Source organism: Kitasatospora sp. NPDC001683 (assembly GCF_053596495.1).
Map to the genome: position 1 here is coordinate 33934 of NZ_JBSFGK010000051.1, position 25624 is coordinate 59557.

A 25624-nucleotide genomic window follows, 5' to 3' on the forward strand; every position below is an offset into this window, starting at 1 on the left:
GACATTAACCGGGGAACGGCAGGACGTTCCCCGGGAACGGCGGGCCCGGCCCCGGGGAAACGCCGGTCGTCCGCGCCGGTCAGATGCTGCCGACCACCTTGCGCGGCGAGAGCCGCACGACCACCCGGACGTCCTCCGGACCGTCCCAGGTGTACTCGTCCACGCCGCGGTACTTGGCGGCCAGCTCGTTGATCAGCTCCCGGCCGCCCTCGGTGGTCATCGTCACCGAACCGCGCGCCTCGAAGTACTCGTACGGGCTGTCCGCCGGGTTGATCAGGATCGAGACCCGCGGGTCCTTCACCAGGTTGAGGTGCTTGCGGCGGCCCTGGACGGTGGAGAACAGGATGTCGTCGCCGTCCCGCTTGACCCAGACCACCGAGGACTGGGGGCTGCCGTCGGGCTGGATCGTGGAGATCACGGCGAAGCTCTTCGCGTCGAGCAACGCCTTGGCCTTGTCGGAGAGTTGCGCACTCATCGGGATCCCTCTTCTCATCGGCTGCGGTACGAGCCCGGCCGGACGACCGCGCGGGCCCGGACCGAACACTATCGATCCGGGCCCCCGCGACCCCCGGTGAACACCCGTCAGCCCTGGGTTATTCCAGGAGGATCGAGCCCGCGGGCTCAACGCCGCCGGTACACCACCGCGGTGGCGATCGCGGCCAGCCCCTCGGCCCGGCCGGTCAGGCCCAGGCCGTCGGTGGTGGTGCCGGAGACCGAGACCGGCGCACCGGCCGCCTCGGACAGCGCGGCCTGCGCCTCGGCCCGCCGCTTGCCGATCTTCGGCCGGACGCCGATCACCTGGACCGCGATGTTCCCGATCTCGAAGCCCGCCTCGCGCACCAGCCGGGCCGCCTCGCCGAGCAGCTTCACCCCGGAGGCGCCGGCCCACTCCGGGCGGTCGGTGCCGAAGTGGGCGCCCAGGTCGCCGATCCCGGCGGCCGAGAACAGCGCGTCGCAGGAGGCGTGGGCGGCGACGTCGGCGTCCGAGTGCCCGGCCAGCCCGAACTCGGCGTCCGGCCAATCCAGTCCGGCCACCCGGAGCGGGCGGCCAGCCTCGAAGGCGTGCACGTCGGTGCCGATCCCCACCCGGGGGATCAGGGGCTCAGTAGTCATCGGCGGCCCTCCGGCGGGCGAGTACGGCCTCGGCGAGCACGAGGTCCAACGGGCGGGTGACCTTGAACGCCTCCTCGTGGCCGGGCACCACGACGACCGTGCCGCCGTAGCGCTCCACCAGTCCGGCGTCGTCGGTGACGGGCGGGGCGTCGGCGCCGCCGGCGGCCTCCTCGGCCAGCGCCTTGGCGTGCACCTCGACCAGGGCGGCCCGGTCGAAGCCCTGCGGGGTCTGCACCGCGCGCAGGGTGGCCCGCTCGGGCGTGTCGATGACCGGCTCGGGGCGGCCCGGGTTGGGGTCGACCCGCTTCACGGTGTCGGCCAGCGGCACCGCGGGCACCACCGCCTGGGCCCCGGCCCGGACGGCGGCCGCGACGGCGTCCACCACCTCGACCGGCACGAGCGGGCGGGCCGCGTCGTGCACCAGGACGATCTCGACCTCCTCCGGGATCGCGGCCAGACCGAGCCGGACCGACTCCTGGCGGGTCGCGCCGCCGGCCACCACCCGGATGTCCTTGCCGGCCAGCCCGTGGCTGTCCAGCAGGGCGACCACCTCGGCCACCCCGTCGGCGGGCGCGGCGACCACCACCAGGCCGACCGCCCGACTGCGGGCGAGGGCCCGTACGGCGTGCACCAGGAGCGGCACGCCACCCAGTTCCCGCAGGGCCTTCGGGGCGCCGGGCCCCAGCCGCTCACCGCGTCCGGCGGCGGGCACCACTGCTGCTGCGACTGCTCCTGAGGCGTTCAGGTTTCACTCCTTCGGCGAAGTGGGTATGGCCTTGGCGTGCCCGGCGGGCGCGGGGCCCCTTCCGAAGAACCACTGGTCCACTGCCTGCCGCACATCTGCGCAGAAACGGTCTTGCAAGCCTGGACCGGCTCGGGCGGGGGGCGTGGTCCGGACACGCCTCAGCGCCCGGAGTGCCACTGCACCACCCCTGGACGGTCCGTCCTGGGAGCGGCGCGCCGGCACCGGGCGCTGTGGGCGTTGGGCGGCAGCCCGACCGCACTACGAGGCGAGGACCTCGTCGAGCAGCGTCTCCGCCTTGTCCTCGTTGGTGTTCTCCGCCAGCGCGAGCTCGCTGACGAGGATCTGGCGCGCCTTCGCGAGCATCCGCTTCTCGCCGGCCGAGAGGCCGCGCTCGCGCTCACGACGCCAGAGGTCGCGCACCACCTCGGCGACCTTGATGACGTCGCCCGAGGCGAGCTTCTCCAGGTTCGCCTTGTAGCGACGGGACCAGTTGGTCGGCTCTTCGGTGTACGGTGCCCGGAGCACCTCGAAGACCCGGTCCAGACCCTCCTGGCCGACCACATCGCGCACGCCGACGAACTCCGCGTTCTCGGCGGGCACGCGGAGCGTCAGGTCTCCCTGCTGCACCTTGAGCACCAGGTAGGTCTTGTCCACACCTTTGATCTGGCGAATTTCGATGGCCTCGATCAGCGCGGCCCCGTGATGGGGGTAGACCACCGTGTCGCCAACCTTGAACGTCATGTGACAGGACCCCTTCCGTGGCTTTCCAGAATAACACGCCTCGCGGCGCACCCGAAGGGCGTTTTCGCAGGTCAGGGCCGGTCTCGGGGCTTGACAAGGACCCCCATGACGTGCTGCGACCGATGTTCGAGAGCGGCTTCCCGCAGGTCGGAGGCGGTTCCGACGTCCGGCGAAACCCTTGCGCAACACCCCCGCAACCATGATTGGATCTTGAGCTTTCGCCACTTTCCGCGTCGTGACCCGATCGTTATTCGATCTTGGTCGAAGCTTGTCCTCCCACCGACCCGGCCATGCCATCAGTACCGCCGGACGGCCTCCGCCGGGCCCCGGGAGTGCGACACGGGGACCACCCCGTGAGGAGCGCATAAGTGAGGTCGATAATCTGAGTCCTGACCTGTCGACACGTGACCTAGGAGAAGCCGCCGCCGTGAGCCGCAGCCTTCGACGCGGCAGCATCGCCGCCATCGCCGCCATCGCCATCGCCTCGCTGTCCTCCTGCGCCGCCGGCACCACGCCGGACACCCTGCAGATCAAGCCGGACAACGCGGCGGCGACCCTGGGGACGAACCTTCGACTGAACAACATCGTGATCGTCACCGGGGTCGGCACCTCGGGCGACTACACGGGCCCCGCCAACCTGGTCGTGAACATCTCCAACACGGCCGGCACCCCGGCGGAGCTGCAGTCGATCACCGTCGGCAGCGCCACCGCCACCTTCGCGGACGCCGCCGGCGCCCCGCAGTCCAGCATCGTCGTGCCGGCCGGCGGCTCCGTGATGCTCGGCGGCCAGGGCAACCCCTCCGCCTCCTTCAGCTCGGCCTCCGTCCACATCGGCGGCTTCGCCACCACCACCTTCGCCTTCAAGGACGGCCAGAAGGTCGACGCCCAGGCCGGCGTGAGCCCGGACTCCGGCGAGAACGGCCGCGGCCTGTACAAGGGCTACGGCCCGACCCCGGCCGCCTCCGCGTCCACCAAGGCCGCCTCCCCGGCCGCGAGCGCCCCGGCCACCCCGGCCACGCCGGCCACCCCGTCCGCCGGCGCCACCACCCCGGGCGCACCGGCCACCCCGGCCACCCCGTCGGTCGGCGCCACCGTCCCGGGCGCCCCGGTCGCCGGTGCCACCGCGACGGCGACCGCTCCGGCCGCCCACTGACGCGGGCGCACCGACGCGACGGCCCCCCTCCGGCGACTGCCGGAGGGGGGCCTTTCGCGTCCATCGCGGGCCGTCGGGTTTACGGCTCGAACTTGTAGCCGAGGCCGCGGACGGTGACCAGGTAGCGCGGCGCGCCCGGGTCAGGCTCGATCTTGGCCCGCAGGCGCTTCACGTGGACGTCCAGGGTCTTGGTGTCACCGACGTAGTCCGCACCCCAGACCCGGTCGATCAGCTGCATGCGGGTGAGCACCCGGCCCGCGTTGCGCAGCAGCATCTCCAGCAGGTCGAACTCCTTGAGCGGCAGGTCGACCTTGGCGCCGTCCACCGTCACCACGTGCCGGTCCACGTCCATCCGGACCGGGCCCGCTTCCAGGGCGCCCGGGCCGCCGCCGTTCTCGCCCGCGCCGCCGTCCTCGCCGCGGCGGCGCAGCACCGCGCGGATCCGGGCGACCAGCTCACGGGTGGAGTACGGCTTGGTGACGTAGTCGTCGGCGCCTATCTCCAGCCCGACGACCTTGTCGATCTCGCTGTCCTTGGCGGTCACCATGATCACCGGGACGTTGGAGCGCACCCGGAGCTGGCGGCAGACCTCGGTGCCCGGCAGGCCCGGCAGCATCAGGTCGAGCAGGACGAGGTCGGCGCCGTTGCGTTCGAACTGCTCCAGGGCGTCCGGGCCGGTCGCGGCGACGGCCACCTCGAAGCCCTCCTTGCGGAGCATGTACGAGAGGGCGTCACTGAACGACTCCTCGTCCTCGACCACCAGTACTCGGGTCACGATCAGGCCTCCGGGGCAAGCTGGGTTGTCTTTGTCAGGGGTACTTGCCGCTCCCCGGCGGGGAGCGAACGGGCCGTACGGTCGGTGCGGTCCGTGGTGAGGGTTCGGGGTGCCGTGGCGGGCCCGGCGGTGTCGGCACCGGGCTCGTCGCGGGGTGCGCGGGGTGCGCGGTCGTCGGAAGCGTCGCCGTCGAGGTCGTCGTCGCGCTCGTCCGGGTCGCGCTCGTCCGGGTCGTCGTGGGTGGCGGGCGCCTGGCCGGCGGGCAGGCGCACGGTGAAGGTCGAACCCTGTCCCTCGACGCTCCACACCGAGACGGTGCCGCCGTGCGAGGCGGCGACGTGCTTGACGATGGACAGGCCGAGGCCGGTGCCGCCGGTCTGCCGGGAGCGGGCCGGGTCGACCCGGTAGAAGCGCTCGAAGACCCGCTCGCGGTCCTTCTCGGAGATGCCGATGCCCTGGTCGGTGACCGAGATCTCGATCAGCTCGCCGTCCGCCTCGCCGAGCGCCGCGGCGCTGGAGATCCGGCGGGTGGCGATGGCCACCCGGGTACGGGGCGGGCTGTAGTTGACGGCGTTCTCCACCAGGTTGCCGAGCGCGGCGGCGAGCTGGCCGCGGTTGCCGTGCAGGTAGAGCCCGGCGATGCCGCCGGCCGCGATCAGGATCTGCTTGGCGGCGGCCTGCTGGCGGCAGCGGTCGATCGCCTCGGCGATCAGTTCGTCCACCGCGACCGGCTCCGGGTCGACCATCAGCCGGTCGTCCTGGACCCGGGAGAGGTCGATGATCTCCTGCACCAGGCTGGCCAGGCGGGTCGCCTCGACCTGCATCCGGCCGGCGAAGCGCTGCACCGCCTCCGGGTCGTCGGCCGCGTCGGCGACCGCCTCGGAGAGCAGCGACAGGGCGCCGACCGGGGTCTTGAGCTCGTGGCTGACGTTGGCCACGAAGTCCCGGCGGACGGCTTCCACCCGGCGGCGCTCGGTCTGGTCCTCGACCAGCACCAGCACCAGCCGGGAGCCCAGCGGGGCGACCCGGACGGAGACCGCTAGCGGCTCGGCCGCGCGGGCCGCGCCGGGGCGGGGCACCTCCAGTTCCACCTGCCGGATCTCGCCGTCCCGGCGGGTGGCGCGGGCCAGTGCGAGCATCTGGTCCACGGCGACCGCGCCGCCGCGCACCAAGCCCATCGCGTACGCCGCCGAGCTGGCCTTGACCACCTCGTCGCCCTCGCCCAGCACGATCGCGCAGGAGCGGAGCACGGAGAGCACGGTGTCGACGCCCGGCGGCAGCGGGGGCTCCGGGGTGCCGGTGCCCAGCGGCTGGTACCGGCCGTAGTGCTTGCCGCCGGCGTACCTGCTCCTGGCCTGCTCGCGCTCGCTCCAGCGGAAGGCGATGGAGGCGGTGAGGCCGACGCCGAGCCCGGCTATGGCGCAGGCAGCGGCAGCGGCCACGTTCACGTCCATGTGGCCAGCGTAAGCGCACGGCCTGGGCACTCCCCAAGGGCTGGATCAAGGCATCGACCGCGCGTTGCCGAGAATTCACCTCCAGGTGGCTGCCGGTTCACCGGGGCGGCCGTGCCTCGTCGCCCGAACGGCACAGAGTTGGTCATGCAGCCCGTGTGGGAGAGATCGGTGCGCCGAACGGCCGCCGGGGTCTCGGGTGCGCGCGTACCATTCGCGCCACCAGCAGCGGTCGCCCGAACGCGGAACGATGGTCGGACGGGCTGACCGGTCGGCACCGCCACCGACACAGCTACTGAGGAGAGAACATGCGCGACGCGTACCACGAGGAACTCGATGCGATCGGCGACAGCCTGGTCGAGATGGCCCGGCTGGTCGGCTCGGCCCTGGGCCGGGCCACCACCGCCCTCCTCGACGCGGACCTGGCGCTGGCGGAGGGCGTGATCGCCGCCGACGAGAAGATCAACGATCTCCACCACGATCTCGAGAACCGCGCCATCGACCTGCTCGCCCGCCAGCAGCCCGTCGCCACCGACCTGCGCATCGTGGTCACGTCCCTGCGGATGAGCGCCGACCTGGAGCGCTGCGGGGACCTCGCCCGGCACGTCGCCAAGGTCGCGCGGATGCGCTACCCCGAGTCGGCGGTGCCCGCCGACCTGCAGTCCACCGTCCTGGAGCTGGGCCAGCTCGCCCAGCGCCTGGTGGCCAAGGCGGGCCTGGTGATCGCCACCAAGGACGTCGACAAGGCCCTGGAGATGGAGCAGGACGACGACCGGATCGACGCCCTGCACCGCGAGCTGCTGTCGCACCTGATCGACGAGCGCTGGCACCACGGCATCGAGACCGCCGTCGACATCACCCTGGTCGGCCGCTACTACGAGCGCTTCGCGGACCACGCGGTGTCGGTCGCCAAGCGCGTGGTGTACCTGGTGACGGGCGAGCACGTGGCCGAGTTCGTGGCCGCCACCGAGGCGGCGGAGGCCGCGGGGGCGGAGTGACGGCAGGACGGAGCGACCGCGGGGGCGGAGTGACCGCGGCTCACCTCCAGGGGTGAGTAAACCTGCGGCGACGGTGGTGTGGGCGCACGGTTCCCCGTACTTCCCACCACTGCGCGCCCGTTGACGCTCCCGCCGAACGGCGGCTTCACTCGAGGACGGGGCACCGTGGTGTGCCCGTCACTAGGAGGGAAGAGCTCGATGAAGGCCAACCCGACCCGACCGGCAACCGCCCACGACACCGTCGAGCCGCCCGCTCCGAAGCTGCTGCCCGTCCTCGCGGCCGGCTGTGGCTGCGGCCCGGGCTGCGGATGCGGCTGCCAGTCCGGCGCGCCCTGCCAGTGCGGCGGCGCGGACGGCGGCTGCTGCGGCGGTCACTGAGGAAGCCCACCGTCACCGGACCCACCGGGGCGCCCCGGGGTGCAGCGCCGTGCACCCCGGGGCGCCCCGTCCCGTGGTCGGGGGATCAGAACCGCACGTCGGTGCAGGAGTAGGAGGCGTTCCCGGTGTCGGCGATCGTCCAGACCGCGACGACCACCTGGTGCCCGGTGCGCCTGCTCGGCAGGGTCGCGGTGTGGCTGAGCGTGCTCGGCAGCACCTGCACCCCGCCGTACGGGACGACCAGGAAGGGCGTCGGGTCGAGGCCGTCCCGGGTGATCGGCTGGGCGGCGTCGTAGCCCGGCTTGGTCAGGTGGTACTCGAAGGCGGTGATCGCGTGCCTGGCCGTGAACCTCCGGGTGAAGGTGAGCTGCTGGCCCGCCGTCACCGGAGTGGTCGGCCACGCGCCGCCGTGCGGGTCGTCCAGCCCGGCGAAGCGGGCGTTGCCGCCCGCGTAGGTGGTGCCGTCGGCGGGCCCGGCGGCCGGGAAGTCCTTCGGCCCCTCGACGCTCCACCGTTTTTGGGCGCTGCCGGGAGTCGACCGCCGGACCCCGGCTCGCCCGCACCGCAGGCCGGTTGAATGCCGAGGGCCCCGCCCCCGGCGAACCGGGTGCGGAGCCCTGGAACCTTCGGGCTTACTTCTTGCCCTGGGTCTGGCCTGTCTGTTTTTCGGGCCTGATCAACGGCCCCTGACCTGGGGCTGAGGCGTCGGCAGTTGTCATCGCTGGCCGCCCTTGATCGACGCCGGACGGCCCACAGACGGCCCGGGGCGCGAACCCCTGGACCGCAGCCCTGGCACCGACGTCACATCGGTCGGATACGCCCGAAGCCAATGCCTTAATCAAGGGTAATCACCGCCGCAAACGTCTTAACGCACGCTCTCAACCGGTATGCTGATCGATGTTCAGCTCCAACGGTCTTGCGCGCCTCGGCGAGCGGCCGAGGTTCTCGCATTGCGAGACACTTCAACCCGAGGAGCTGGGCAAACATGGGAAAGCGACGGCCACCTGCCAGGAAGCAGGAGAGTCAGCCCTCTTGGGGGCAGATCATCATTGCGGCACTCACGGCGGTGACGGCTATCGCGAGCTGCGTAGAGCAGCTGGTGCGCTGAACTAGCGCTCCCCCATGGTCGAGAGCAGAACCGGACGAGCGCCCAGGGCTAGCGCGAGCAAGCCCGGCCGTTGCTTAGTCGGCCGGACTCACTCGACCTCTCTACACAGGAGCCCGGGTCTGGTTGCCGCCAGGTCCGGGCGTTCTGTTGTAGAAGCTAGTGAAGCAACCGTTCGCTACTTCCAGACTTCAATCAAGAAGTTTGAACCAACTTGCTTCGTTGCTCGCTGGCAAGATCTTGTTGCTTGCTAGCAAGCAACAAGAGAACTCTATCAACTGAACCACATGAAACGAGCGCTCTCACTTCCTTGTAGTTCCTCTTCGTTCCTCGCAGTTCCTCGTCGTTCCTCGCAACTTCGCCTCGACCAGCATCTTCTTCTCGGATCGGTACTCGGGTTCTTCTCGAAGGATCAGTGCTCGGGTTCTTCTCGAAGGATCGGTGCTCGGAAGGCCTCCTTGCAGCAGACCCAAGAGGTACCCGTCCTGGCTACGAGAGCTGGCAGAACGCCACAGCAGCGTCGTCACTGACCTTGTATCGCGGCCATCGAAGTCCGTCAGGGTCACTGACCTCAGCCGTTCGTACGGCCGAGATCAGACCATGCGCACCAGTCTCGCGGAGCGTCGCGAAGGCGTCCGCCCACGATGCGGCACGGTACTCGGTGACGAGTCGCGAGGCCCCATCGGACAGAACTGCCGCTGCTCGGACTCCGGCCAGCGGCACCGCGCCGGTGAGCGCATGGCGCGCTGCTTCGCCGTTGGAGGCCGCCACCCAGTAGCCGTCCAGGGTGTTCCGGGTGAGCCTCTGGGCCTCGACCATCCTGCGAACGGCCCCTGTGTGCTCCGGCGTGCCCGTGGCGAACCGTTCCGTCTCGGCGCGGAGTTCGGGCACCACGGTGTCCACCCGCAGGTCGGTGACCATCTGGTAGTCGTCGGCCCGCTCGAAAACGATGGGCGAGTCCGCGAGAACGAGGTAGTCGAACCGGTCGGCACCAGCCCGCAGGATCGAGACCGTCGCGGACGGCGTGCCGGGGTTGCCGAGGTCGCATCCCGGGTGGAGAGCCGCCACCTGCTCCAGCGCTTCCGCCAGCCCGTCGGCCAGCGGCCGGCCGGGCTCTGCCAGTGCGGCCACCAGGTGGCCGCCGAGCTGGGAGACGTACCACGGGACGCCGTGCCGACAGCCGGTGTCCAGCCCGGCCGTGCTCAGGCCGTCCAGGACGATGGCGAGCGTGGGCGTGGCCGCCACCCAGTCCTCGTTCGGGTTTGCGCCGCCCGGAGCGGTGGCGATGGAGACGCGCATCTGTCAGCCCTCGTGTCGGTAGATCGGGGTAACCCTGCTGCTCTCCAGAACTTCCAGGGTCTTCGGGTCGTAACGGCAGGAGATGAGCGTGGAGAAACGCTTCGTCCGAACCTCGCGGTACAGCTCTCCGAGGTGGTTCTCCAGGTAGTGCACGACTCCGTTCGCGCCGATCGCGTGGATGCCCGCGACGTAGAGGAACGTCCCCTTGCCGTCGAGGCGGGGAAGCCGAGCGAGGTAGCCGACGTCCCCGGCCGTGCCATCCACGTCGAGCGGCGAGCGGTACTCGGTGTCGGTGTGCAGGTCCACCAGGTGCCAGGCGTCGTCCTTGCGGAACCGCAGGTTGTCGTCACCTTCGAGCACCTGGGCCACGATCGGGGACAGCCGCGGACCACAGATGACGACCAGGTGGTCACGGTTGAGGTTCACGATGCCGGACGGCGGGATCACCTCGTAGCCCGAGTCGAGCTTGAGACCCGTGAACAGCTTGCGCAGGTGCTCGTAGTTGCTCAGGTCTTCCCTGGTCACAACCTCGCTTGGGTTCTCCTCCAGGGACTTCCCGGCCTCGTACTTGCCTCCGACCGCCACGGTCATCGGCCCCAACCCGAAGAACGCCCGCTCGGGGGCGGGGCCGGCGGACGCGAGCTGACCGACACGCCCGCGGCTTACACCGAGCAGAGCAGCGATTTCGGTCTGCGACATGCCCGCCGCCGACGCCTCTTCGATGGCTTCCCGGCGGACGCGGGACAGCTCGACCACCCGGTTCTGGTAGTCGGCCATCAGGGCAATCGCCGCCTTGGCCCGTTCGATCGGGACGGCCACGTTGGCCACCTGCTCAAGCTCCTCGTGCATCGTGATCCCTTCACCGCTTAGGGGGGCGAAGCAAGCGTACCGCTAGAGGGGCTTGACGCACAGGCAGCCTCTGCCTACCTTGGGTATCGCGAGAGAGCGAAAGCCCCCCTAAGCAGCACGGGGGAAGGGCTTAGCACTTCTCTGACCTGCCCAAACGCAGCGAAGCGGCGCCCCAACCGCCAAGTCAGTACGCCGCTTCGTGCCCCGGTGAAGGGAGTTCCATCATGCACGCTTCGCTCACCACTCAGCCGTCCCTGACTGTCGACGCGGTCCAGGAGAACGTCTCGCTGTTCGGCGAGGCGGACCCGGGCGAGACCGAGGCCCGCCTCTCGGTGCGGGTGTCGCTGTCGCTGCGGTTCTACGACCTGGTGGGCCTGCTGGCCTTCCACCCGGCGATGATGCTCACTGCCTCGGACCTCCAGCACTCCGACGAACTGGCCGAGGCCCTGCGGTTCACGATCGTGGACTCCGACGCGTCCCAGATCGAGGAGTACTCCGAGCTGGCCCGCGCCGCGCTGTCGCACCCGCGTCGGCCCTTCTACACCTACACCAAGCTGGTGGCCGAGGCCGTCACCCGCACGTTCGGCATGACCGCCCCGCACCCGCCGACCCCGGCCGCGCCGGTCCTGTCGCTGCTGGCCCCGGCCGCCGCCTGACGCCTTGTGCGGGTGGACGCTCACCGGTGCTCACCTGCGCTCACGGGCCGCTCACCGGGCGCCCCTGAAACCCCGGAAGACCGGACCTGAAACGGCCGCCGGTGGACCTGAAACGGCGGCCGGGACAGGTGAACGCTCACCAGTGTTCACCTCCGCTCACGGGCCGCTCACCGGGCGCCCTTGAAGCCGGGGCGAGCGGGCTTGAAGAGGCCACCCCCGCGCCTGAAACGGCGGCCGGTCCAGGAGGGTGTTCACCGGTGACCACCGGGGTGTTCACCGCCGCTCACACCCCGCTCACTGACCGGGGCTGAAACACCTGGGGCCGTCCCTGAAATGGCCCGGGGTGCGGCTGAAACCTCCGGCCGTGGACCTGAACCTCCTGGTCAGAGCCGGTGAACACCGGTGAGCGCTCGACTCAGGGCCGGTGAACACCCGGGGCCGGAGAAGCGCTTCTCCAGCCCCGCCACCGGCCTGGCGGCACCCGCCCCGCAGCCGTTTCAGGCGCGGCGGTGGCCTCTTCAAGCCCGGCCGTGAGCGCCGGTGAGCACCCGACCGACCGCCGGTGAACACCCCTCCTTAAGAGCGCTTCTCCTTGGCGGATCGAGGGCGAGCGTGCGCGCGCAAGCACCGCCAACTCCCCCAAGGAGAAGCGCTCTTAAGGGGCAGCGGTAGGACGCGCGGTCGGCCCCGGCCCGCCCGACTTCTCCACTCGACTGACGACACGACGGAAGGACACCAACGGTGCCCGAGACGACCCGACCAACTCCGACCGCTCCACCAACCAATCCCCGCAGCGAGACCCGCCCAGCCGACACCAGGCCCGCCCGGCCGGTCGCCCGCGCCGCCGTGTCCGCCGACGATGGCAAGCCGAACCAGGCCACCCAGCTCGTCGCCCTGGCCCGCGCCCGCTACGACTTCATCGTGTCCGAGGACGGCCGCCCCTACGCCGTCGCCCTGGACGGGCCGAGGATCGTGCTGCCGCTGCGGGGAAAGGCCGGTCTGCGCTCGGCCCTGGCCCGCGCCTACACCGACGCCAACGGCGGCTCCGTGCCCTCCCAGGGCTCCCTGGCCGACGCGATGACCGTGCTGGAGGGACAGGCCGCCGCCACCGACCCGGTCCCGGTCCACCTGCGGGTGGCCGGCGGACCGGAGCGCATCGTGCTGGACCTGGGCACCGCCGATGGCCGGTGCGTCATCATCACGCCCGGCTCCTGGCTGCTGGCCGACCGCTCCCCGGTCTACTTCCGCCGCTCCGGCGCCATGGCCGTCATGCCCACCCCCGACCGCGACCAGGCCGCCACCGGCCTGGACCGGCTGCGCTCCCTGGTGAACATGGACGACACCGCCTTCCGCCAGCTCGTCGGCTGGCTGGTCGCCGCGTGGATCCCGCACATCCCGCACCCGATCCTGACCTTCAAGGGCGAGCAGGGCACCGGCAAGTCCAAAGCCGCACAGACCGTGGTGAACCTGATCGACCCCTCCCCGGCCACCAAGCGCTCCCAGCCCCGGGACATCAAGGCGTGGGCCACCCAGGCGTTCAACTCCTGGGCGCTGTGCCTGGACAACGTCTCCACCATCCCGCCCTGGCTGTCCGACACCCTGTGCAAGGCCGTGACCGGCGACGGCATCGTGGACCGCGCCCTGTACACCGACGACGACGTCGTCGTCCTCACCTTCCGCCGGGTGCTGGCCATGACCACCATCGACGCCGGGGCCCTGGCCGGTGACCTGGCCGAGCGGCTGATGACCCTGGACCTCCAGCTCATCGACCCCTCCCAGCGCCGCACCGAGCAGGAGTTGGACGCCGCGTTCGCCGAGCACCGCCCCGCGATCCTGGCCGCCCTACTCGACCTGCTTGCCGAAGCCCTGGCCCTGCTGCCGATGATCCGGCTGGACAGCCTGCCGCGCATGGCCGACTTCGCCCGCGTACTGGCCGCCCTCGACCAGATCCGGGGGTGGACCACCCTAGATGCCTACCTGGCCGCCTCCGCGAACACCAACGCCGACGCCCTGGAGGGCGACCCGTTCGGCTCGGCCGTCCTGGCCCTGGTGGACGACGCCGGTCACTGGAGCGGCACCGCCGGGGAACTCCTCGCCCGCCTGTCCCTCACCGGTGAGACCTTCCACCCGAAGTGGCCCAAGGACGCCACCCGCGCCAGCGGGCAGCTCAAGCGCCTCGCCCCGGTCCTGCGCACGGTCGGCGTCCTGGTCGACGACACTCAGCGCTCAGCCGACCGCCACCGCCGCCGCCTCATCACAATCTCCCTGGCCGATCCGGAGAGTTCGGTGAACGCAGCGTCCGCAGTGCCCGCAGTGTCCTGGCCGTCCGTGCGCAGGCCCCCTGACCAGCAGGAACTTCCCGGACACTAACTGACCCGCCAGCGTCCGCGCAGCGTCCGCAAAGGCCCGTCAAGCGTCCGCAACCACCCGTGCTGCGGACGCTGGCACCCCGAGTGCGGACGCTGCACCCCCGCCAGCGTCCACACCCCCCACACCCCGCCCGACCAGTGCGGATAGCGCACCTGCGGACGCTGCGGGCACTGCGGACGCTGCACCGCACCAACTCTCCGAACCGACCACCGAACCCGACCCATCGGAGGCCCCCGATGCCCCGCACACCCGCCGCACCGACCGCCCGACCGTCCAGAGGCCTCGACACCCCACCGGCGACCACGACGCCCCGAGCACGCTCCCCACCACGGCGCGGCCGGACCAGAAGAAGCCACCCCACCCCAGGGCGGGCGGGTGGCCTCTTCAAGCCGCGCCAGACGCCCGCCGGGCCGCGCCCAGACAGGCAAGAAGAGCACCGGCGCCCGCGAGGGGGGTGCTCCTCTTGCTGTCCGACAGCTCACCGCACCCGGCCGCCGAGCAAAACGCACCACCGATTCCCGTAACTGTTCGTAGTCTCCCCCCACCCACCCCCCACCCGAGAAAGACCCTTCCCACCCGCTCAGAGGGTCGGGAGGACGTTCTCCCACCGGGTGGGGGGTGGGTGGGAGATCGCTCAGCGTGAGAAACCGTGAAGCATCACGGGCGCCCGCTCTCGCCCCTGAGCCCCCGGATATCCCGCCGGCTCAGGGTCTTCCCCGGCATCGGGCCTGACACCCCTGACACCTGACAGCCCTGACACCCAAACCCCTAGGCAAACGCGGTGTCAGGCGGCCTCTGACACCGCCTGACATCGGCCGCTGACACCCCGGCCCGCCTGGCCTGACACCCGCCAACCCGACCACCGCAGGAGAGGCCCATGGCCACCCGCCGCACCTCGGACGACCCCCGACCCAGCGTCGTCGCCCTGCCCACCCGCTTCCTCACCCCCGAGGACATCGCTGCGATGTTCGGCGTCCCGCTGGAGACCGTGTACCAGTGGCGCCGCAAGCGCACAGGCCCGCCCGCCTTCCGCGTCGGCCGGCACCTCCGCTACCACCCCGAAGCCGTCGCCCAGTGGGTCGCCGACCAGACCCACCAGGCAGCCTGAACCACCGCCCAGCCCTCTTTCTGACGGCCCTGACGCGTCAGACGGCCGTGACGCCGAAAGGGCCGTTTTCCCCAGGTAACGCGTGCGTGCGAGGGGTGTCTGACGCGTCTGACACCCATTTCTGACGCCTCTGACACCCCTCCCGCGCCCGGCCTGACACCCCCTCCATCACGTCCACGCTTCAACCCCTAGGAGCGGCCTCATGGCCGGACACATCCAAGACCGCTGGTACAAGACCGCGACCGGCCCGGACGGCAAGCCCCGCCGGGTCCGCGCCGACCGCTACGGCACTGGCAAGCGCTACCGGGCCCGCTACGTCGCCCCGGACGGCACCGAGAAGAGCAAGAGCTTCCCCGACCGGCAGAAGCGGCAGGCGGAGGAGTGGCTGGCCCGGATCGAGGCCGACATGTCGCGCGGCCAGTACCTCGACCCGACGACGGCGAAGACCACGTTCCAGGAGTTCGCCGAACACTGGCTGAGGAGTCAGACCAGCGACCCGAACACGCAGGCTTCGATGCAGTCGCAGCTGCGGCGGCACGCCTTCCCGCGGATCGGGGCCCGGCCGGTCGTGTCGTTCCAGCCCAGCCACATCCGGGAGTTCGTGGCCGAGCTGGAGACCTCCGGCATGTCCGGGTCGTACGCCCGGGTCATCTTCTCCAACGTGCGGGCGGTGCTGAGCGCGGCCGTGGACGACGGTATTCTGCTCCGGAACCCGTGCGCCGCACAGACCGTGCGCCCGCCGGTCGTCGGCTCTCGGAGGGTCGTCCCGTGGGAGCCGGAGCGGGTCTTCGCCGTCCGGGAGGCGATGACCGAGCGGTACCGGGCGACGGTCGACGTCGGCGCCGGCTGCGGGCTTCGGCAGGGCGAGATCCTGGGCCTGGCCGTGGATGCGCTCGACTTCGACGCGACCACGATGCACGTCACCCAGCAGCTCAAGCTGAGCCGGAGCAAGCCGGTGTTCGCGCCGCCGAAGGGCGGGACGCTGCGGAGCGTGCCGCTCCCGGCGCCGGTGGCCGACGCGCTCAAGGCCCACATGAAGCGGTTCCCACCGGTGGAAATCACGTTGCCGTGGATGAAGGTCGGTGGACCGCCGGTCACGAAGCGCCTGATCTTCACCAGCCTGTCCGAGTCGATCGTCTGGCGCGGCATGCTGAACGAAGACCACTGGAAACCCGCGCTGGCCGCCGCCGGAGTCATCCCGACGCCCGGCAAGGGCGAGTCGTACGCGTCCGCCCGGGAGCACGGTATGCACGCGCTCCGGCACTTCTTCGCGTCGGTCCTGCTGGACGCCGGGGAGAGCATCAAGGCGGTGAGCGAGTACCTGGGCCACGCCGATCCGGGGCTGACGCTCCGGGTGTACGCCCACTTGATGCCGGACAGCCGGCACCGGGCCCGGAAGGCGATCGAAGGGGTCTTCAAGCCCCAAGATCACGAAGGCTGACGGCCCACAGGCGGCCCGGGAATGACGACGGCCCCTCACCAGCGCCAAACGCGCAGGTGGGGGGCCGTTTCGCCAGGTGGGTTACTTCTTGCCCTGGTTCTTGACCGCCTCGATGGCGGCCGCGGCGGCCTCCGCGTCGAGGTAGCGGCCGCCCTTGGCGACCGGCTTGAAGTCGGCGTCGAGCTCGTAGACCAGCGGGATGCCGGTCGGGATGTTCAGGCCGGCGATGTCCGCGTCGGAGATGCCGTCGAGGTGCTTGACCAGCGCGCGCAGGCTGTTGCCGTGGGCGGTGACCAGCACGGTCTTGCCGGCGGCCAGGTCCGGGACGATGGCGTCGTACCAGTACGGGAGCATCCGCTCGACGACGTCCTTCAGGCACTCGGTGCGCGGGCGCAGCTCGCTCGGGATGTCGGCGTAGCGGGCGTCACCGGCCTGCGAGTACTCGGCGTCGTCGGCCAGCACCGGCGGCGGGGTGTCGTAGGAGCGGCGCCACAGCTGGAACTGCTCCTCGCCGAACTCGGCCAGGGTCTGGGCCTTGTCCTTGCCCTGCAGCGCGCCGTAGTGCCGCTCGTTCAGGCGCCAGCTGCGGCTGACCGGGATCCAGTGGCGGTCGGCCTTGTCCAGGGCGATCTGCGAGGTGCGGATGGCGCGGCGCAGCAGCGAGGTGTGCACCACGTCGGGGAACAGGCCCTCGGCGGCCAGGAGCTCGCCACCGCGGGCGGCCTCCTTCTCGCCCTTCTCGTTGAGGTCGACGTCGACCCAACCGGTGAACAGGTTCTTCTGGTTCCACTGGCTCTCGCCGTGGCGGAGCAGGATGAGTCGGTACGTCGTGTCAGCCATGGCCCCCAGCTTAGTGGAGGGCCGGAAAACCCCTGGTGGGGGCCATGGGCGGCTGGGTAATCTGTGCCGCGGTTATCTGCCACTTACCCACGTCGGCTGACCGGGCCTGCCCGCGCCGCTCAGCGGACGCCTGCCCTCGGGAGCCCCCACATGCTCGTAACCCTGGCCGCCGATTCCCGGATCCGAAGACTGGTGCGCGAGACGGTGGGCGGGTTGCCGCGGCAGTTCTGGTGGCTCTGGGTGAGCACCCTGGTGAACAAGCTCGGCGCCTTCGTGATCACCTTCCTGTCCTTGTACCTGACCACCGAGCGGGGGTACTCGGCCTCCTACGCGGGCCTGGTGGCCTCCCTCTTCGGTCTCGGCTCGACGATCGCGGCGGTCGGCGCGGGCGTGCTGGCCGACCGGATCGGGCGCCGGCCCACGCTGGTCGCCGCCCAGCTCGGCACCGCGGCGGCCACCGCCGTGCTCGGCTTCGTGGACGGCCAGGTGGCGATCGCCGTGGTGGCCTTCCTGGTCGGCCTGTGCAACAACGCCACCCGACCGGCCACCTCGGCGATCATCGCCGACCTCGTACCGGCCGAGGACCGGGTCCGGGCGTACTCGCTGAACTTCTGGGCGATCAACATCGGCTTCGGTGTCTCCGCCGCGGTGGCCGGGGTGATCGCGACCCAGGGCTACCTCACGCTCTTCCTGCTGGACGCGCTCTCCACGCTGGTCTGCGCGGTGGTGATCTTCATCCGGATCCCGGAGACCAAGCCGGCGCAGCCGCTCGCGAACGCGAAGGCCGACGGCGGACCCACGATCGGCCTCGGCACGGTGTTCCGCGACGGCCGGTTCATGGCGGTGGTCGGACTCAACCTGCTGCTCGCCCTGGTCTTCCAGCAGAGCAGCACCACCCTGCCCGTCGACATGGGCGCCTCGGGCATCACCGCCACCGAGTACGGAGTGGTCATCGGCCTGAACGGGCTGCTCATCGTGGTGCTGCAGATCCCGCTGACCCGTTGGATGGAAGGCCGCTCCCGGACCGGACTGCTGATCGCCAGCTGCCTGCTCGCCGGATGGGGCTTCGGGCTGGCGGCGCTCGCCGGCTCCTCGGCCTGGCTGTTCGCGCTCTCGGTGGCGGTCTGGACGGTCGGCGAGATCCTGAACGCGCCGACCACGATGGGCCTGGTCGCCGAACTGTCACCGACCCACGGACGCGGCCGCTACCAGGGCGTCTACTCGCTCTCCTGGTCGCTCGCCATGTTCCTCGGCCCGGGGGTCGGCGGCGTGGTGCTGCAGCACGCCGGCGCCGGGGTGCTGTGGGTCGGCTGCGGGATCTGCGGCACGGTGGCGGCGCTCGGTCACGTGGCGGTGGCCCGCCGCGCTCGGACGACGGCCGGGGCGGACGCGGCGACCGGGGTGGCGCCGACGGCGGAGGCCGAGAAGGCTCCGGCGGGCGCCTGAGCACCCGGGGCCGCGCCGGCCCGGGTGCTCAGGTCGGGTCAGTCGGCGGCCGGGGCGGCCAGGTGGGCGAAGGCGGCCAGGTTGCGGGTGGACTCCCCGCGCTTGGTGCGCCACTCCCACTCGCGCCGGATCGCCGAGGCGAAGCCCAGTTCCAGCAGGGTGTTGAAGGGCTCGTCGGCGTTCTCCAGCACCGTGCCGAGCAGCCGGTCGACGGCGTCCGGGGTGAGTGACTCCAGCGGCAGGCGGCCGGCCAGGTAGACGTCGCCGAGCGCGTCGATCGCGTACGCGACGCCGTAGAGGCGGGTGTTGCGCTCCAGCAGCCAGCGGTAGACGGCCTCGTGGTTCTCGTCCGGACGGCGGATCACGAAGGCGTTCACCGACAGGGTGTGGTCGCCGACCCGCAGGGCGCAGGCGGTGTTCAGCTTGCGGGTGCCCGGGAGGGTCGCCACCAGCGTGTACGGGTCGGCGGCGGCCGGCTCCCAGGACACTCCGGCGTCGTCCAGGGCGGTGCGCAGGAGGGTCAGGGCCTCGTCCTTGGTGCGGATTGCCATGGGGGTGACGTTACTCGGCAGTACCCGAAGAGCGCAGCCGAGGTCTCGCACCGGAGTCAGCGGCGCAGGGCCCCGGCCAGCCGGCCGGCCGGGCGGGCCAGGCTGCCGGCGTACACCTCGGCGGTGGTCGCCGCGGCGGTGTCCCAGCCGAAGGCGGCCGCGTGCCGGGCCGCCGCCGCGCCGCGCCGCGCCACCAGCGCCGGGTCGGTGACGTAGGGCTCCAGCGCGTGCGACCACTCCAGCGGGTCGTGGCCGGGCACCAGGGTGCCGGACTCGCCGTCCCGCACCGCGACCGGCAGGCCGCCGACCGCGGCCGCCACCACCGGGGTGCCGCAGGCCTGGGCCTCCAGCGCCACCAGGCCGAAGGACTCGCTGTACGAGGGCATCACCAGGGCCGTCGCCGCGCGGTACCAGTCCGCCAGCCGGGTCTGGCCGACCGGCGGGTGGAAGCGCACCACGTCGCCGATGCCCAGCTGGGCGGCGAGCTTGTGCAGGCTCTCCGGCCGGGCCAGCCCGGTGCCGGACGGCCCGCCGACCACCGGCACCACCAGGCGCTCGCGCAGCTCCGGGCGGCGCTCCAGCAGCGCGGCGACCGCCCGCAGCAGCACGTCCGGCGCCTTCAGCGGCTGGATCCGCCCGGCGAACAGCAGCACCGCGGCGTCCTGCGGCAGGCCCAGCCGGGCCCGGGCGTCGGCCGCGGTGCGCGGGCCGCCGGGGCGGAAGACGTCCAGGTTGACGCCGGGGTGGACGACGGCCAGCTGCTCCGGCCGGGCGGCGTAGTGCAGCGCCAGCTCGGCGGCCTCCTCGGTGGTGTTGGCGATCAGCCGGTCGGCCGCCTCGACCACCTGGGTCTCACCGATCACCCGGGCCGCGGGCTCGGGCGTGTCACCCTCGGCCAGCGCGGCGTTCTTGACCTTCGCCATGGTGTGCATGGTGTGCACCAGCGGCACGCCCCAGCGCTGCGCGGCCAGCCAGCCGACCTGCCCGGAGAGCCAGTAGTGCGAGTGCACCAGGTCGTAGTGGCCGGGGCGGTGGCCCGCCTCCGTCCGCAGCACCCCGTGGGTGAAGGCGCACAGCTGGGCCGGCAGGTCCTCCTTGACCAGGCCCTCGTACGGCCCGGCGGTGACGTGCCGGACCAGCACGCCCGGGGCCAGCTCGACGGTCGGCGCGTCGTCCGAGCAGATCGCCCGGGTGAACACCTCGACCTCGATGTTGAGCTCGGCCAGGCGCTTGGCCAGCTCGACGATGTAGACGTTCATCCCGCCCGCGTCCCCGGTGCCGGGCTGGTGCAGCGGCGAGGTGTGCACGCTGAGCATGGCTATCCGGCGCGGGCGGCGCCGGCCCGGGACGAGCGACTGGAACCGGCCCCGCGCGGGCGTGGCGGACTGGGCACGGCGTACCGAACGGACGGGGTGCTGGATCACCTGGCTGAAGCCTCCTCGTGTGCGGCCCGTCTCGGCGGGTCCGCGTGAACGGGCCGCCGCATGTCCGGTGTGCGCTGCCCCGTCCGGGCACACATCACCACCAGTGTGCCAACCACTCGACGGTCGCCCGGCATTCCCGGTCCCGGCGATCGGTCGGCCGGGCCGGCATCCGCCCAGGTCAGGGCGCTGGCCGACCCGGTCCACGGACGCCGACTACCCTTCTGGGCATGGCTGCCTCCTTCGACCCCGCGACCGCCGCGCCCGCCCGCGGACGGACCGGACGGCCGGTGGGGACGGTCACCCGGGGCACCACCAACACCAACCGGCTGCGCCGGATGGACCGCTGGATCGCCCACACCCTGGGCCGGGCGCTGCGCGCCGCCGAGCGGCCGCCGGTGGCGGTCGACCTCGGCTACGGCGCGGCGCCGTGGACGGCCGTGGAACTGGCCGGACGGCTGCGCACGGTACGGCCGGACGTCCGGGTGGTCGGGATCGAGATCGAGCCGGAGCGGGTCGCGGCCGCGCTGCCGTACGCCGAGCCGCCGCTGCTCACCTTCCGGCGCGGCGGCTTCGAGGTGCCGCTGGACGGCGGCGCGCCGGCCCAGCTGATCCGGGCGGCCAACGTGCTGCGGCAGTACGACGAGTCGGCGGTGGCCGCGGTGTGGGAACGGCTGTGCGCCCGGCTCGCCCCGGACGGGCTGCTGGTCGAGGGCACCTGCGACGAGATCGGGCGGCGGCACGTCTGGGTCGCGCTCGGGCCGGAAGGGCCCCGGACGGTGACCTTCGCGGCCCGGCTGGGCGGCCTGGGCCAGCCCTCCGACCTGGCCGAACGGCTGCCGAAGGCGCTGATCCACCACAACGTGCCGGGGCGGCCGGTGCACACCTTCCTGACCGACTTCGACCGGGCCTGGGCAGCGGCCGCGCCGTACGGGGCGTTCGGGGCGCGGCAGCGGTGGGTGGCGGCGTGCACGGCGCTGGCGGGCAGCTGGCCGCTGGTGGACGCGCGGGGGCGGTGGCGGCAGGGCGAGGTCACGCTGCCCTGGACGGCGCTCGCGCCGTAGCGCCGTCCGGCGTCGCCGTGCTGGTGAGCTTCCCGACATCCTCACTCGAACGAGTTATCGAATATCTCTGGCGTGTTGACGCCTCGTCACGTCACGATGGGAGCGTCAGCCCTCCGGCCCGAGCAGCTCCCTCCGGGCCCGTTCGAAAACCCCGTACATCTCCGTCCCGAACAGCACGAACCGCACCTCCGCCAGCTCCGCGCCCGCCCGCGCGTCACCGCCGCCCAGCACCCCGGCGACGGTGCCGAGCGCGATCCGGGCCGCGTCGGCCGGCGGCCAGCCGTAGATCCCGGCCGACACGGCCGGGAAGGCCACCGTGCGCGCGCCCAACTCGGCCGCCGTGCGCAGCGACTCTCGATAGCAGGAGGCCAGCAGCTCAGCCCGCCCCTCGTACTCCTCCGCCAGGTACACCGGCCCGACGGTGTGCACCACCCACCGGGCCGGCAGCCGCCCGGCCGTGGTCGCCACCGCCCGCCCGACGGGCAGCCCCTTGCCCCAGTGCGAGGCCCGCAGCCGGCGGCACTCCTCCAGGATCCGCGGCCCGCCCCGGCGGTGGATCGCACCGTCCACCCCGCCGCCGCCCAGCAGCGACGAGTTGGCGGCGTTCACCACCGCGTCCACCTGCTGTTCCGTGATGTCACCCTCGACCAGGGTGATCCGTGTCCTCACCACCAACCCCCTTCCCCGGGCCCGCCCGGCAGCCGCCGGGCCGGGATCCGAGCCGTCGTCCGAATCCGATCACCACCCCGCCACCGGCGTGGCAATAACCACAACGGCGCCGGTCGGCCAGAGAAATCCCCGGAGATCACGTTATGGTCGCGAGAAGTTCCCCGACGCGCGGTGCCAGGCGGGCACTGCGGACGGACGCCGGCCGTTACGCAGTCGGGGAAAGGGAGGAACCACCGATGCCCGCAACGGGAGACGGGCGGGCACCTGGTGCCGCGGACCTGCCGGGCGCCCATGACGGCGCCCCCGTCGGCCATGCCCGTAAGCGCCCGGCGACGACCGGCCCGGCCACGGCCACTCCCCCGATACCCCACCCCCGCTCGCAGCCGGTCCGGACCGCGCACGGCACCCACCACCCGTCGCACGTCACCGAGGCGGGAAGCGTTCCGCCGGCCGGCGACGGGCCCGACGGCGGCGGCGCGCCGCTGCGGCTGCTGGTCATCGAGGACGACGCCTCGGACGCCCAGCTGATCAAGGCGGCGGTCGCCGACAGCGGCACCTCGATCGAGATCCACTGGGCCCGCGGCCTCGAGCAGGCCACCCAGCTGCTCGCCCAGTCCTCCTTCGCCACCCGGCGCGGACGCGCCCGCGGCACCGAGTTCGGCTGCGTGCTGCTCGACCTGGCCTCCCCGGCCGACCTGCCGCACCCGTCCGAGGCCTCGGACGGCCTGGAGGGCCTGCACGAGCTGCTCCGCCGCGCCCCGCACATCCCCGTGGTGGTGCTCACCGACGCCGCCGGGGCCGAACTCGGCGCGGCCGCCGTCGCCGCCGGCGCCCAGGACTTCCTGCTCAAGCACGAGACGGACGGCCCGCTGCTGGCCCGCGCGCTGCGCTACGCCGTCGAGCGCAAGCGCGCCGACGAGTCCCAGCGCCGCCTGGTCGAGGCCGAGTTGCGCGGCCAGGAGAACGCCCGCCTGCAGCGCCACCTGCTGCCCACCCCGCTGCTGGACGGCGCCGGGCTCTCCTTCACCCGGCGCTACCGCCCCGGCCGCCGCCGCGCCCTGCTCGGCGGCGACTTCTACGACGCCGTGCGCACCGAGGACGGCACCGTCCACGTCGTGATCGGCGACGTCTGCGGCCACGGCCCCGACGAGGCCGCGCTCGGCGTCGCGCTCCGGATAGCTTGGCGCACCCTGGTCTTCGCCGGCCTCACCGGCGAGACCCTGCTCACCACCCTCCAGCACGTGCTGGAGCACGAACGGCGCAGCGACGAGATCTTCGCGACGCTCTGCATGCTCGTCATCGAACCCGGCGCCGCCGTCACCGACCTCGACTCGCTCGGCACCTGCGAGAAGGCCCGGCTCTACCTCGCCGGACACCCGGCGCCGCTGCTGCTCGGACGCGACCACACCCCGGTCACCCTGCCCTCCGAGCTCGCGGGACCCGCGCTCGGCCTGCTGCCCTGCCACGACGGACAGGCCGCCTGGCCCGCCCACGAGGTCGAACTCCAGCCCGGCTGGCGACTGTTGCTCTACACCGACGGGCTGATCGAGGGCCGGGTCGGGGCCGGGTCGCGCCGCCTCGGCCAGGACGGGCTCGCCGACCTGATCGCCGACCACCAGGCCGCCGGGCTCACCCGGGGCCGGCTGGTCGACAGCGCGATCGCGGAGGTCGAGGAGCTGAACGGCGGCGCGCTGACCGACGACGTCGCGGTGCTGCTGCTGGAGCGCAACCCGGTGCAACTGCTGCTCGGCTGAGCTCCTCGGCCGAGCTCCTCGGCCGAGCTCCTCGGCCGAGCCGAGTTGCCGGAACGCCGCAGCCCGGGCGGGGAGAACTCCCCGCCCGGGCTGCGGCGTCGTCCGTCCGACCGGCCGTGGCCTACCAGGGGCCGTACGGGCCGGTGTTGCTCCGCCCGCCCCGACCGCTGCCGCCGGTCAGGGCCCGGATCGCGGGGCGGACGTCCACCACGTAGACGATCGAGGCGACCAGGCCGGCCAGGGTGCCGATGCTGCCGAGGAAGTTCGCCCCGAACAGCAGGTCCCAGCCGAAGCTGATCCCGAGGACCGCCACCCAGAACCCCTTGGTCTTCTTGTCCGCCGCCCGGTAGGCGTCCTCCCGGCGGGTGGCCGCGTCGACCAGCGCGAAGAACTTGTAGCCCAGGATGGCGACGGCCAGCCACCAGAACGGGTTCAGGTAGGAAAAGGCCAGGATCTGGAACACTCCGGTCATCGCGATCTCCTACGTCTCTCGGGTTGCTGCGCCCCGGCCGCCGCTCATCCTGGCACGGCGGCCGCCCGCACGGTGTGAACGTCCCGCCGTCACCGGATGTGCCCCGGCGGCGCGGGCACGGTCACGCGGTCACGCGGTCACGCGGTCACTCCGAGAGTTCGGGGCTGCTCCTCCGGGCCTTGGCGGACTTCTTCGGCGCGCGGGCGTCGGCGTCGTCCGCCGGTTCGGCCTCGACGGCGGGTGCGGCGGCCGGGGCCTGCTGGGGGCGGGCCTTCTCCACCACGACCTTGCCGCGCTCGGCCAGCTCGTCGTACGTCTCCTTGGCCCGGACGGCCAGCTCGAGCGCGCGGGCCACCTGCTGCAGGGCGAAGTCCTGGGCCCGCTCCTGCAGGACCTTGAGGTCGGCGGGGAAGGCGCTGACGGCCTCGGAGACCTTGGCCGGTGCCCCGGCCAGCAACTCCTGCGCCTCGTGCAGCCTGGCGGTCGCCTTCTCCTGTGCGCCCTGGCGGTCCGCCGCCAGCGCCTCGACCCGGCCCGGCACCTCGCGCAGTTTCTCGTACGCGAGGTCCCCGGCACCGGCCAGGGCGTACAGCGGGGTCGGGTCGGTGAGGGTCTTCTTGATCTCGTCGGTGATCGGCATGGTTACCGGTCCTCCCGGTGGGTGTGCTGGGTGGCCGCGCCGTCGGTCGTCGGGGTGGAGGCCGAAGCGGCGTTCTCCTTGAGGAAAGCGTCGTAGACCGCGAGCAGCGCCTGCTTCTGCTGCTCGTTGATCAGCGGATCGGCCAGGATCGAGGCCCGCAGCTCCAGGCCCTCACCCCGCCGCTCCTCCAGGATCCCGGCCTGGACGTACAGCGTCTCCGCCGAGATCCGCAGCGCCTTGGCGATCTGCTGCAGGATCTCCGCGCTCGGCTTGCGCAACCCTCGCTCGATCTGGCTGAGGTAGGGGTTGGACACGCCGGCGGCCTCCGCCAGCTGGCGCAGTGAGTACTGCGCGTTGCGGCGCTGCTCGCGGATGTACTCGCCCAGCGAGCCGACGTTCAGTGAGGCCATGGAGACAGCGTGCAGCAGGGCGCTTGCAATTGCAAGCAGGCGCTAGCGGGAGGCAAACGGGTGGGGGGTTCTGTGGGGTGGGGGGCTCTCGGGAGGGTGGGTGGCCGGGGCGGTTCCGGGGGTGGCCGCTCCGGGGGCTGGATGATTTTCCGACTGCCGACTCTGTGGGTGGGGT

25 protein-coding genes and 1 pseudogene are annotated in these 25624 nt (G+C 72.2%); 10 read left to right on the top strand and 16 right to left on the bottom strand.

All coding sequences use genetic code 11. The features are described 5' to 3' along the window. Positions 1 to 79: 79 nt before the first annotated feature. The 4 genes from ACWCYO_RS25395 to ACWCYO_RS25410 all read right to left on the bottom strand — a co-directional run bounded on the left by ACWCYO_RS25395 (position 80) and on the right by ACWCYO_RS25410 (position 2599). A complete protein-coding gene (locus ACWCYO_RS25395; protein WP_270146152.1) occupies positions 80 to 475 on the bottom strand; it encodes a PPOX class F420-dependent oxidoreductase in 396 nt (131 codons plus the stop codon). Between the two features lie 146 nt (positions 476 to 621). Beyond that, positions 622 to 1113 (bottom strand): 2-C-methyl-D-erythritol 2,4-cyclodiphosphate synthase, encoded by a 492-nt coding sequence (gene ispF / locus ACWCYO_RS25400; protein ID WP_270146150.1) that lies wholly within the window; start codon positions 1111 to 1113, stop codon positions 622 to 624. Beyond that, positions 1103 to 1825, bottom strand: coding sequence for a 2-C-methyl-D-erythritol 4-phosphate cytidylyltransferase (ispD, locus tag ACWCYO_RS25405; RefSeq protein WP_449785494.1), 723 nt, complete (start codon positions 1823 to 1825; stop codon positions 1103 to 1105). The genes ispF and ispD overlap by 11 nt, the downstream gene beginning before the upstream one ends. A 291-nt stretch (positions 1826 to 2116) precedes the next feature. Next, a complete protein-coding gene (locus tag ACWCYO_RS25410) occupies positions 2117 to 2599 on the bottom strand; it encodes a CarD family transcriptional regulator (RefSeq protein ID WP_030244332.1) in 483 nt (160 codons plus the stop codon). A 427-nt stretch (positions 2600 to 3026) separates the two neighbouring features. On the opposite strand from ACWCYO_RS25410, the gene ACWCYO_RS25415 reads away from it, so the two are divergent. Continuing rightward, the gene (locus ACWCYO_RS25415) at positions 3027 to 3752 is read left to right on the top strand and encodes a DUF461 domain-containing protein (RefSeq protein ID WP_449785495.1); all 726 of its coding nucleotides are present in this window, start codon (positions 3027 to 3029) and stop codon (positions 3750 to 3752) included. A gap of 79 nt (positions 3753 to 3831) precedes the next feature. On the opposite strand, the gene ACWCYO_RS25420 is transcribed toward ACWCYO_RS25415, so the two are convergent. Then, a complete protein-coding gene (locus tag ACWCYO_RS25420) occupies positions 3832 to 4527 on the bottom strand; it encodes a response regulator transcription factor (protein ID WP_030061050.1) in 696 nt (231 codons plus the stop codon). A 2-nt stretch (positions 4528 to 4529) separates the two neighbouring features. Then, positions 4530 to 5981, bottom strand: a complete 1452-nt coding sequence (locus ACWCYO_RS25425; RefSeq protein WP_449785496.1) for a sensor histidine kinase — start codon at positions 5979 to 5981, stop codon at positions 4530 to 4532. 305 nt (positions 5982 to 6286) lie between these two features. Between ACWCYO_RS25425 and phoU the strand changes: the two genes are divergently transcribed. Both phoU and ACWCYO_RS25435 read left to right on the top strand, forming a co-directional pair. Continuing rightward, complete coding sequence (gene phoU / locus ACWCYO_RS25430) at positions 6287 to 6976, top strand: phosphate signaling complex protein PhoU (protein WP_270146142.1); 690 nt, start codon at positions 6287 to 6289, stop codon at positions 6974 to 6976. Positions 6977 to 7174: 198 nt separating this feature from the next. Next, a complete protein-coding gene (locus ACWCYO_RS25435; RefSeq protein ID WP_030288526.1) occupies positions 7175 to 7354 on the top strand; it encodes a hypothetical protein in 180 nt (59 codons plus the stop codon). An 85-nt stretch (positions 7355 to 7439) separates the two neighbouring features. On the opposite strand, the pseudogene ACWCYO_RS25440 reads toward ACWCYO_RS25435, so the two are convergent. The 3 genes and pseudogenes from ACWCYO_RS25440 to ACWCYO_RS25450 all read right to left on the bottom strand — a co-directional run. Next, positions 7440 to 7955, bottom strand: a pseudogene (locus ACWCYO_RS25440) (lytic polysaccharide monooxygenase); the annotation flags it as partial. Positions 7956 to 8948: 993 nt separating this feature from the next. Then, entirely contained in the window at positions 8949 to 9758 is an 810-nt protein-coding gene (locus ACWCYO_RS25445) for a hypothetical protein (protein WP_449785497.1), read from the bottom strand. 3 nt (positions 9759 to 9761) lie between these two features. Continuing rightward, positions 9762 to 10607, bottom strand: a complete 846-nt coding sequence (locus ACWCYO_RS25450; protein ID WP_449785498.1) for a sigma-70 family RNA polymerase sigma factor — start codon at positions 10605 to 10607, stop codon at positions 9762 to 9764. Between the two features lie 224 nt (positions 10608 to 10831). Here ACWCYO_RS25450 and ACWCYO_RS25455 point away from each other — a divergent pair, with 224 nt between their 5' ends. From ACWCYO_RS25455 to ACWCYO_RS25470, 4 genes are all read left to right on the top strand, one after another. Further along, positions 10832 to 11263 carry a hypothetical protein gene (locus ACWCYO_RS25455; RefSeq protein WP_449785499.1) on the top strand — a complete coding sequence of 144 codons (432 nt, stop codon included), beginning with the start codon at positions 10832 to 10834 and terminating at the stop codon, positions 11261 to 11263. Between the two features lie 741 nt (positions 11264 to 12004). Continuing rightward, positions 12005 to 13633: an ATP-binding protein gene (locus ACWCYO_RS25460; RefSeq protein ID WP_449785500.1), complete on the top strand. Its 1629-nt coding sequence runs from the start codon at positions 12005 to 12007 to the stop codon at positions 13631 to 13633. Between the two features lie 877 nt (positions 13634 to 14510). Then, positions 14511 to 14741 carry a helix-turn-helix domain-containing protein gene (locus ACWCYO_RS25465; protein WP_449785501.1) on the top strand — a complete coding sequence of 77 codons (231 nt, stop codon included), beginning with the start codon at positions 14511 to 14513 and terminating at the stop codon, positions 14739 to 14741. Positions 14742 to 14943: 202 nt separating this feature from the next. Further along, positions 14944 to 16182 carry a tyrosine-type recombinase/integrase gene (locus ACWCYO_RS25470; RefSeq protein WP_449785502.1) on the top strand — a complete coding sequence of 413 codons (1239 nt, stop codon included), beginning with the start codon at positions 14944 to 14946 and terminating at the stop codon, positions 16180 to 16182. An 81-nt stretch (positions 16183 to 16263) separates the two neighbouring features. Here the strand turns inward: ACWCYO_RS25470 and ACWCYO_RS25475 are convergent, their stop codons facing one another. Next, a complete protein-coding gene (locus tag ACWCYO_RS25475) occupies positions 16264 to 17022 on the bottom strand; it encodes a phosphoglyceromutase (protein WP_270146139.1) in 759 nt (252 codons plus the stop codon). 150 nt (positions 17023 to 17172) lie between these two features. Here ACWCYO_RS25475 and ACWCYO_RS25480 point away from each other — a divergent pair, with 150 nt between their 5' ends. After that, positions 17173 to 18468 (top strand): MDR family MFS transporter, encoded by a 1296-nt coding sequence (locus tag ACWCYO_RS25480; RefSeq protein ID WP_449785503.1) that lies wholly within the window; start codon positions 17173 to 17175, stop codon positions 18466 to 18468. Positions 18469 to 18506: 38 nt separating this feature from the next. Here the strand turns inward: ACWCYO_RS25480 and ACWCYO_RS25485 are convergent, their stop codons facing one another. Then, the gene (locus ACWCYO_RS25485; RefSeq protein ID WP_270146136.1) at positions 18507 to 19019 is read right to left on the bottom strand and encodes a type III secretion system chaperone family protein; all 513 of its coding nucleotides are present in this window, start codon (positions 19017 to 19019) and stop codon (positions 18507 to 18509) included. A gap of 56 nt (positions 19020 to 19075) precedes the next feature. Then, positions 19076 to 20443: a D-inositol-3-phosphate glycosyltransferase gene (gene mshA, locus ACWCYO_RS25490; RefSeq protein WP_270146134.1), complete on the bottom strand. Its 1368-nt coding sequence runs from the start codon at positions 20441 to 20443 to the stop codon at positions 19076 to 19078. Positions 20444 to 20670: 227 nt separating this feature from the next. Here mshA and ACWCYO_RS25495 point away from each other — a divergent pair, with 227 nt between their 5' ends. Further along, entirely contained in the window at positions 20671 to 21504 is an 834-nt protein-coding gene (locus ACWCYO_RS25495) for a class I SAM-dependent methyltransferase (RefSeq protein WP_449785504.1), read from the top strand. Positions 21505 to 21609: 105 nt separating this feature from the next. On the opposite strand, the gene ACWCYO_RS25500 is transcribed toward ACWCYO_RS25495, so the two are convergent. After that, positions 21610 to 22179 (bottom strand): O-acetyl-ADP-ribose deacetylase, encoded by a 570-nt coding sequence (locus tag ACWCYO_RS25500; RefSeq protein ID WP_449785505.1) that lies wholly within the window; start codon positions 22177 to 22179, stop codon positions 21610 to 21612. Positions 22180 to 22409: 230 nt separating this feature from the next. On the opposite strand from ACWCYO_RS25500, the gene ACWCYO_RS25505 reads away from it, so the two are divergent. Further along, complete coding sequence (locus tag ACWCYO_RS25505) at positions 22410 to 23927, top strand: PP2C family protein-serine/threonine phosphatase (RefSeq protein ID WP_449785506.1); 1518 nt, start codon at positions 22410 to 22412, stop codon at positions 23925 to 23927. A 121-nt stretch (positions 23928 to 24048) separates the two neighbouring features. Here ACWCYO_RS25505 and ACWCYO_RS25510 read toward each other — a convergent pair whose 3' ends face one another. From ACWCYO_RS25510 to ACWCYO_RS25520, 3 genes are all read right to left on the bottom strand, one after another. Beyond that, positions 24049 to 24399, bottom strand: a complete 351-nt coding sequence (locus ACWCYO_RS25510) for a DUF2516 family protein (protein WP_270146126.1) — start codon at positions 24397 to 24399, stop codon at positions 24049 to 24051. A 145-nt stretch (positions 24400 to 24544) separates the two neighbouring features. Continuing rightward, positions 24545 to 25039: a hypothetical protein gene (locus ACWCYO_RS25515; RefSeq protein ID WP_270146124.1), complete on the bottom strand. Its 495-nt coding sequence runs from the start codon at positions 25037 to 25039 to the stop codon at positions 24545 to 24547. 2 nt (positions 25040 to 25041) lie between these two features. Further along, the gene (locus tag ACWCYO_RS25520) at positions 25042 to 25449 is read right to left on the bottom strand and encodes a helix-turn-helix domain-containing protein (RefSeq protein ID WP_270146122.1); all 408 of its coding nucleotides are present in this window, start codon (positions 25447 to 25449) and stop codon (positions 25042 to 25044) included. Between the last annotated feature and the right edge of the window lie 175 nt (positions 25450 to 25624).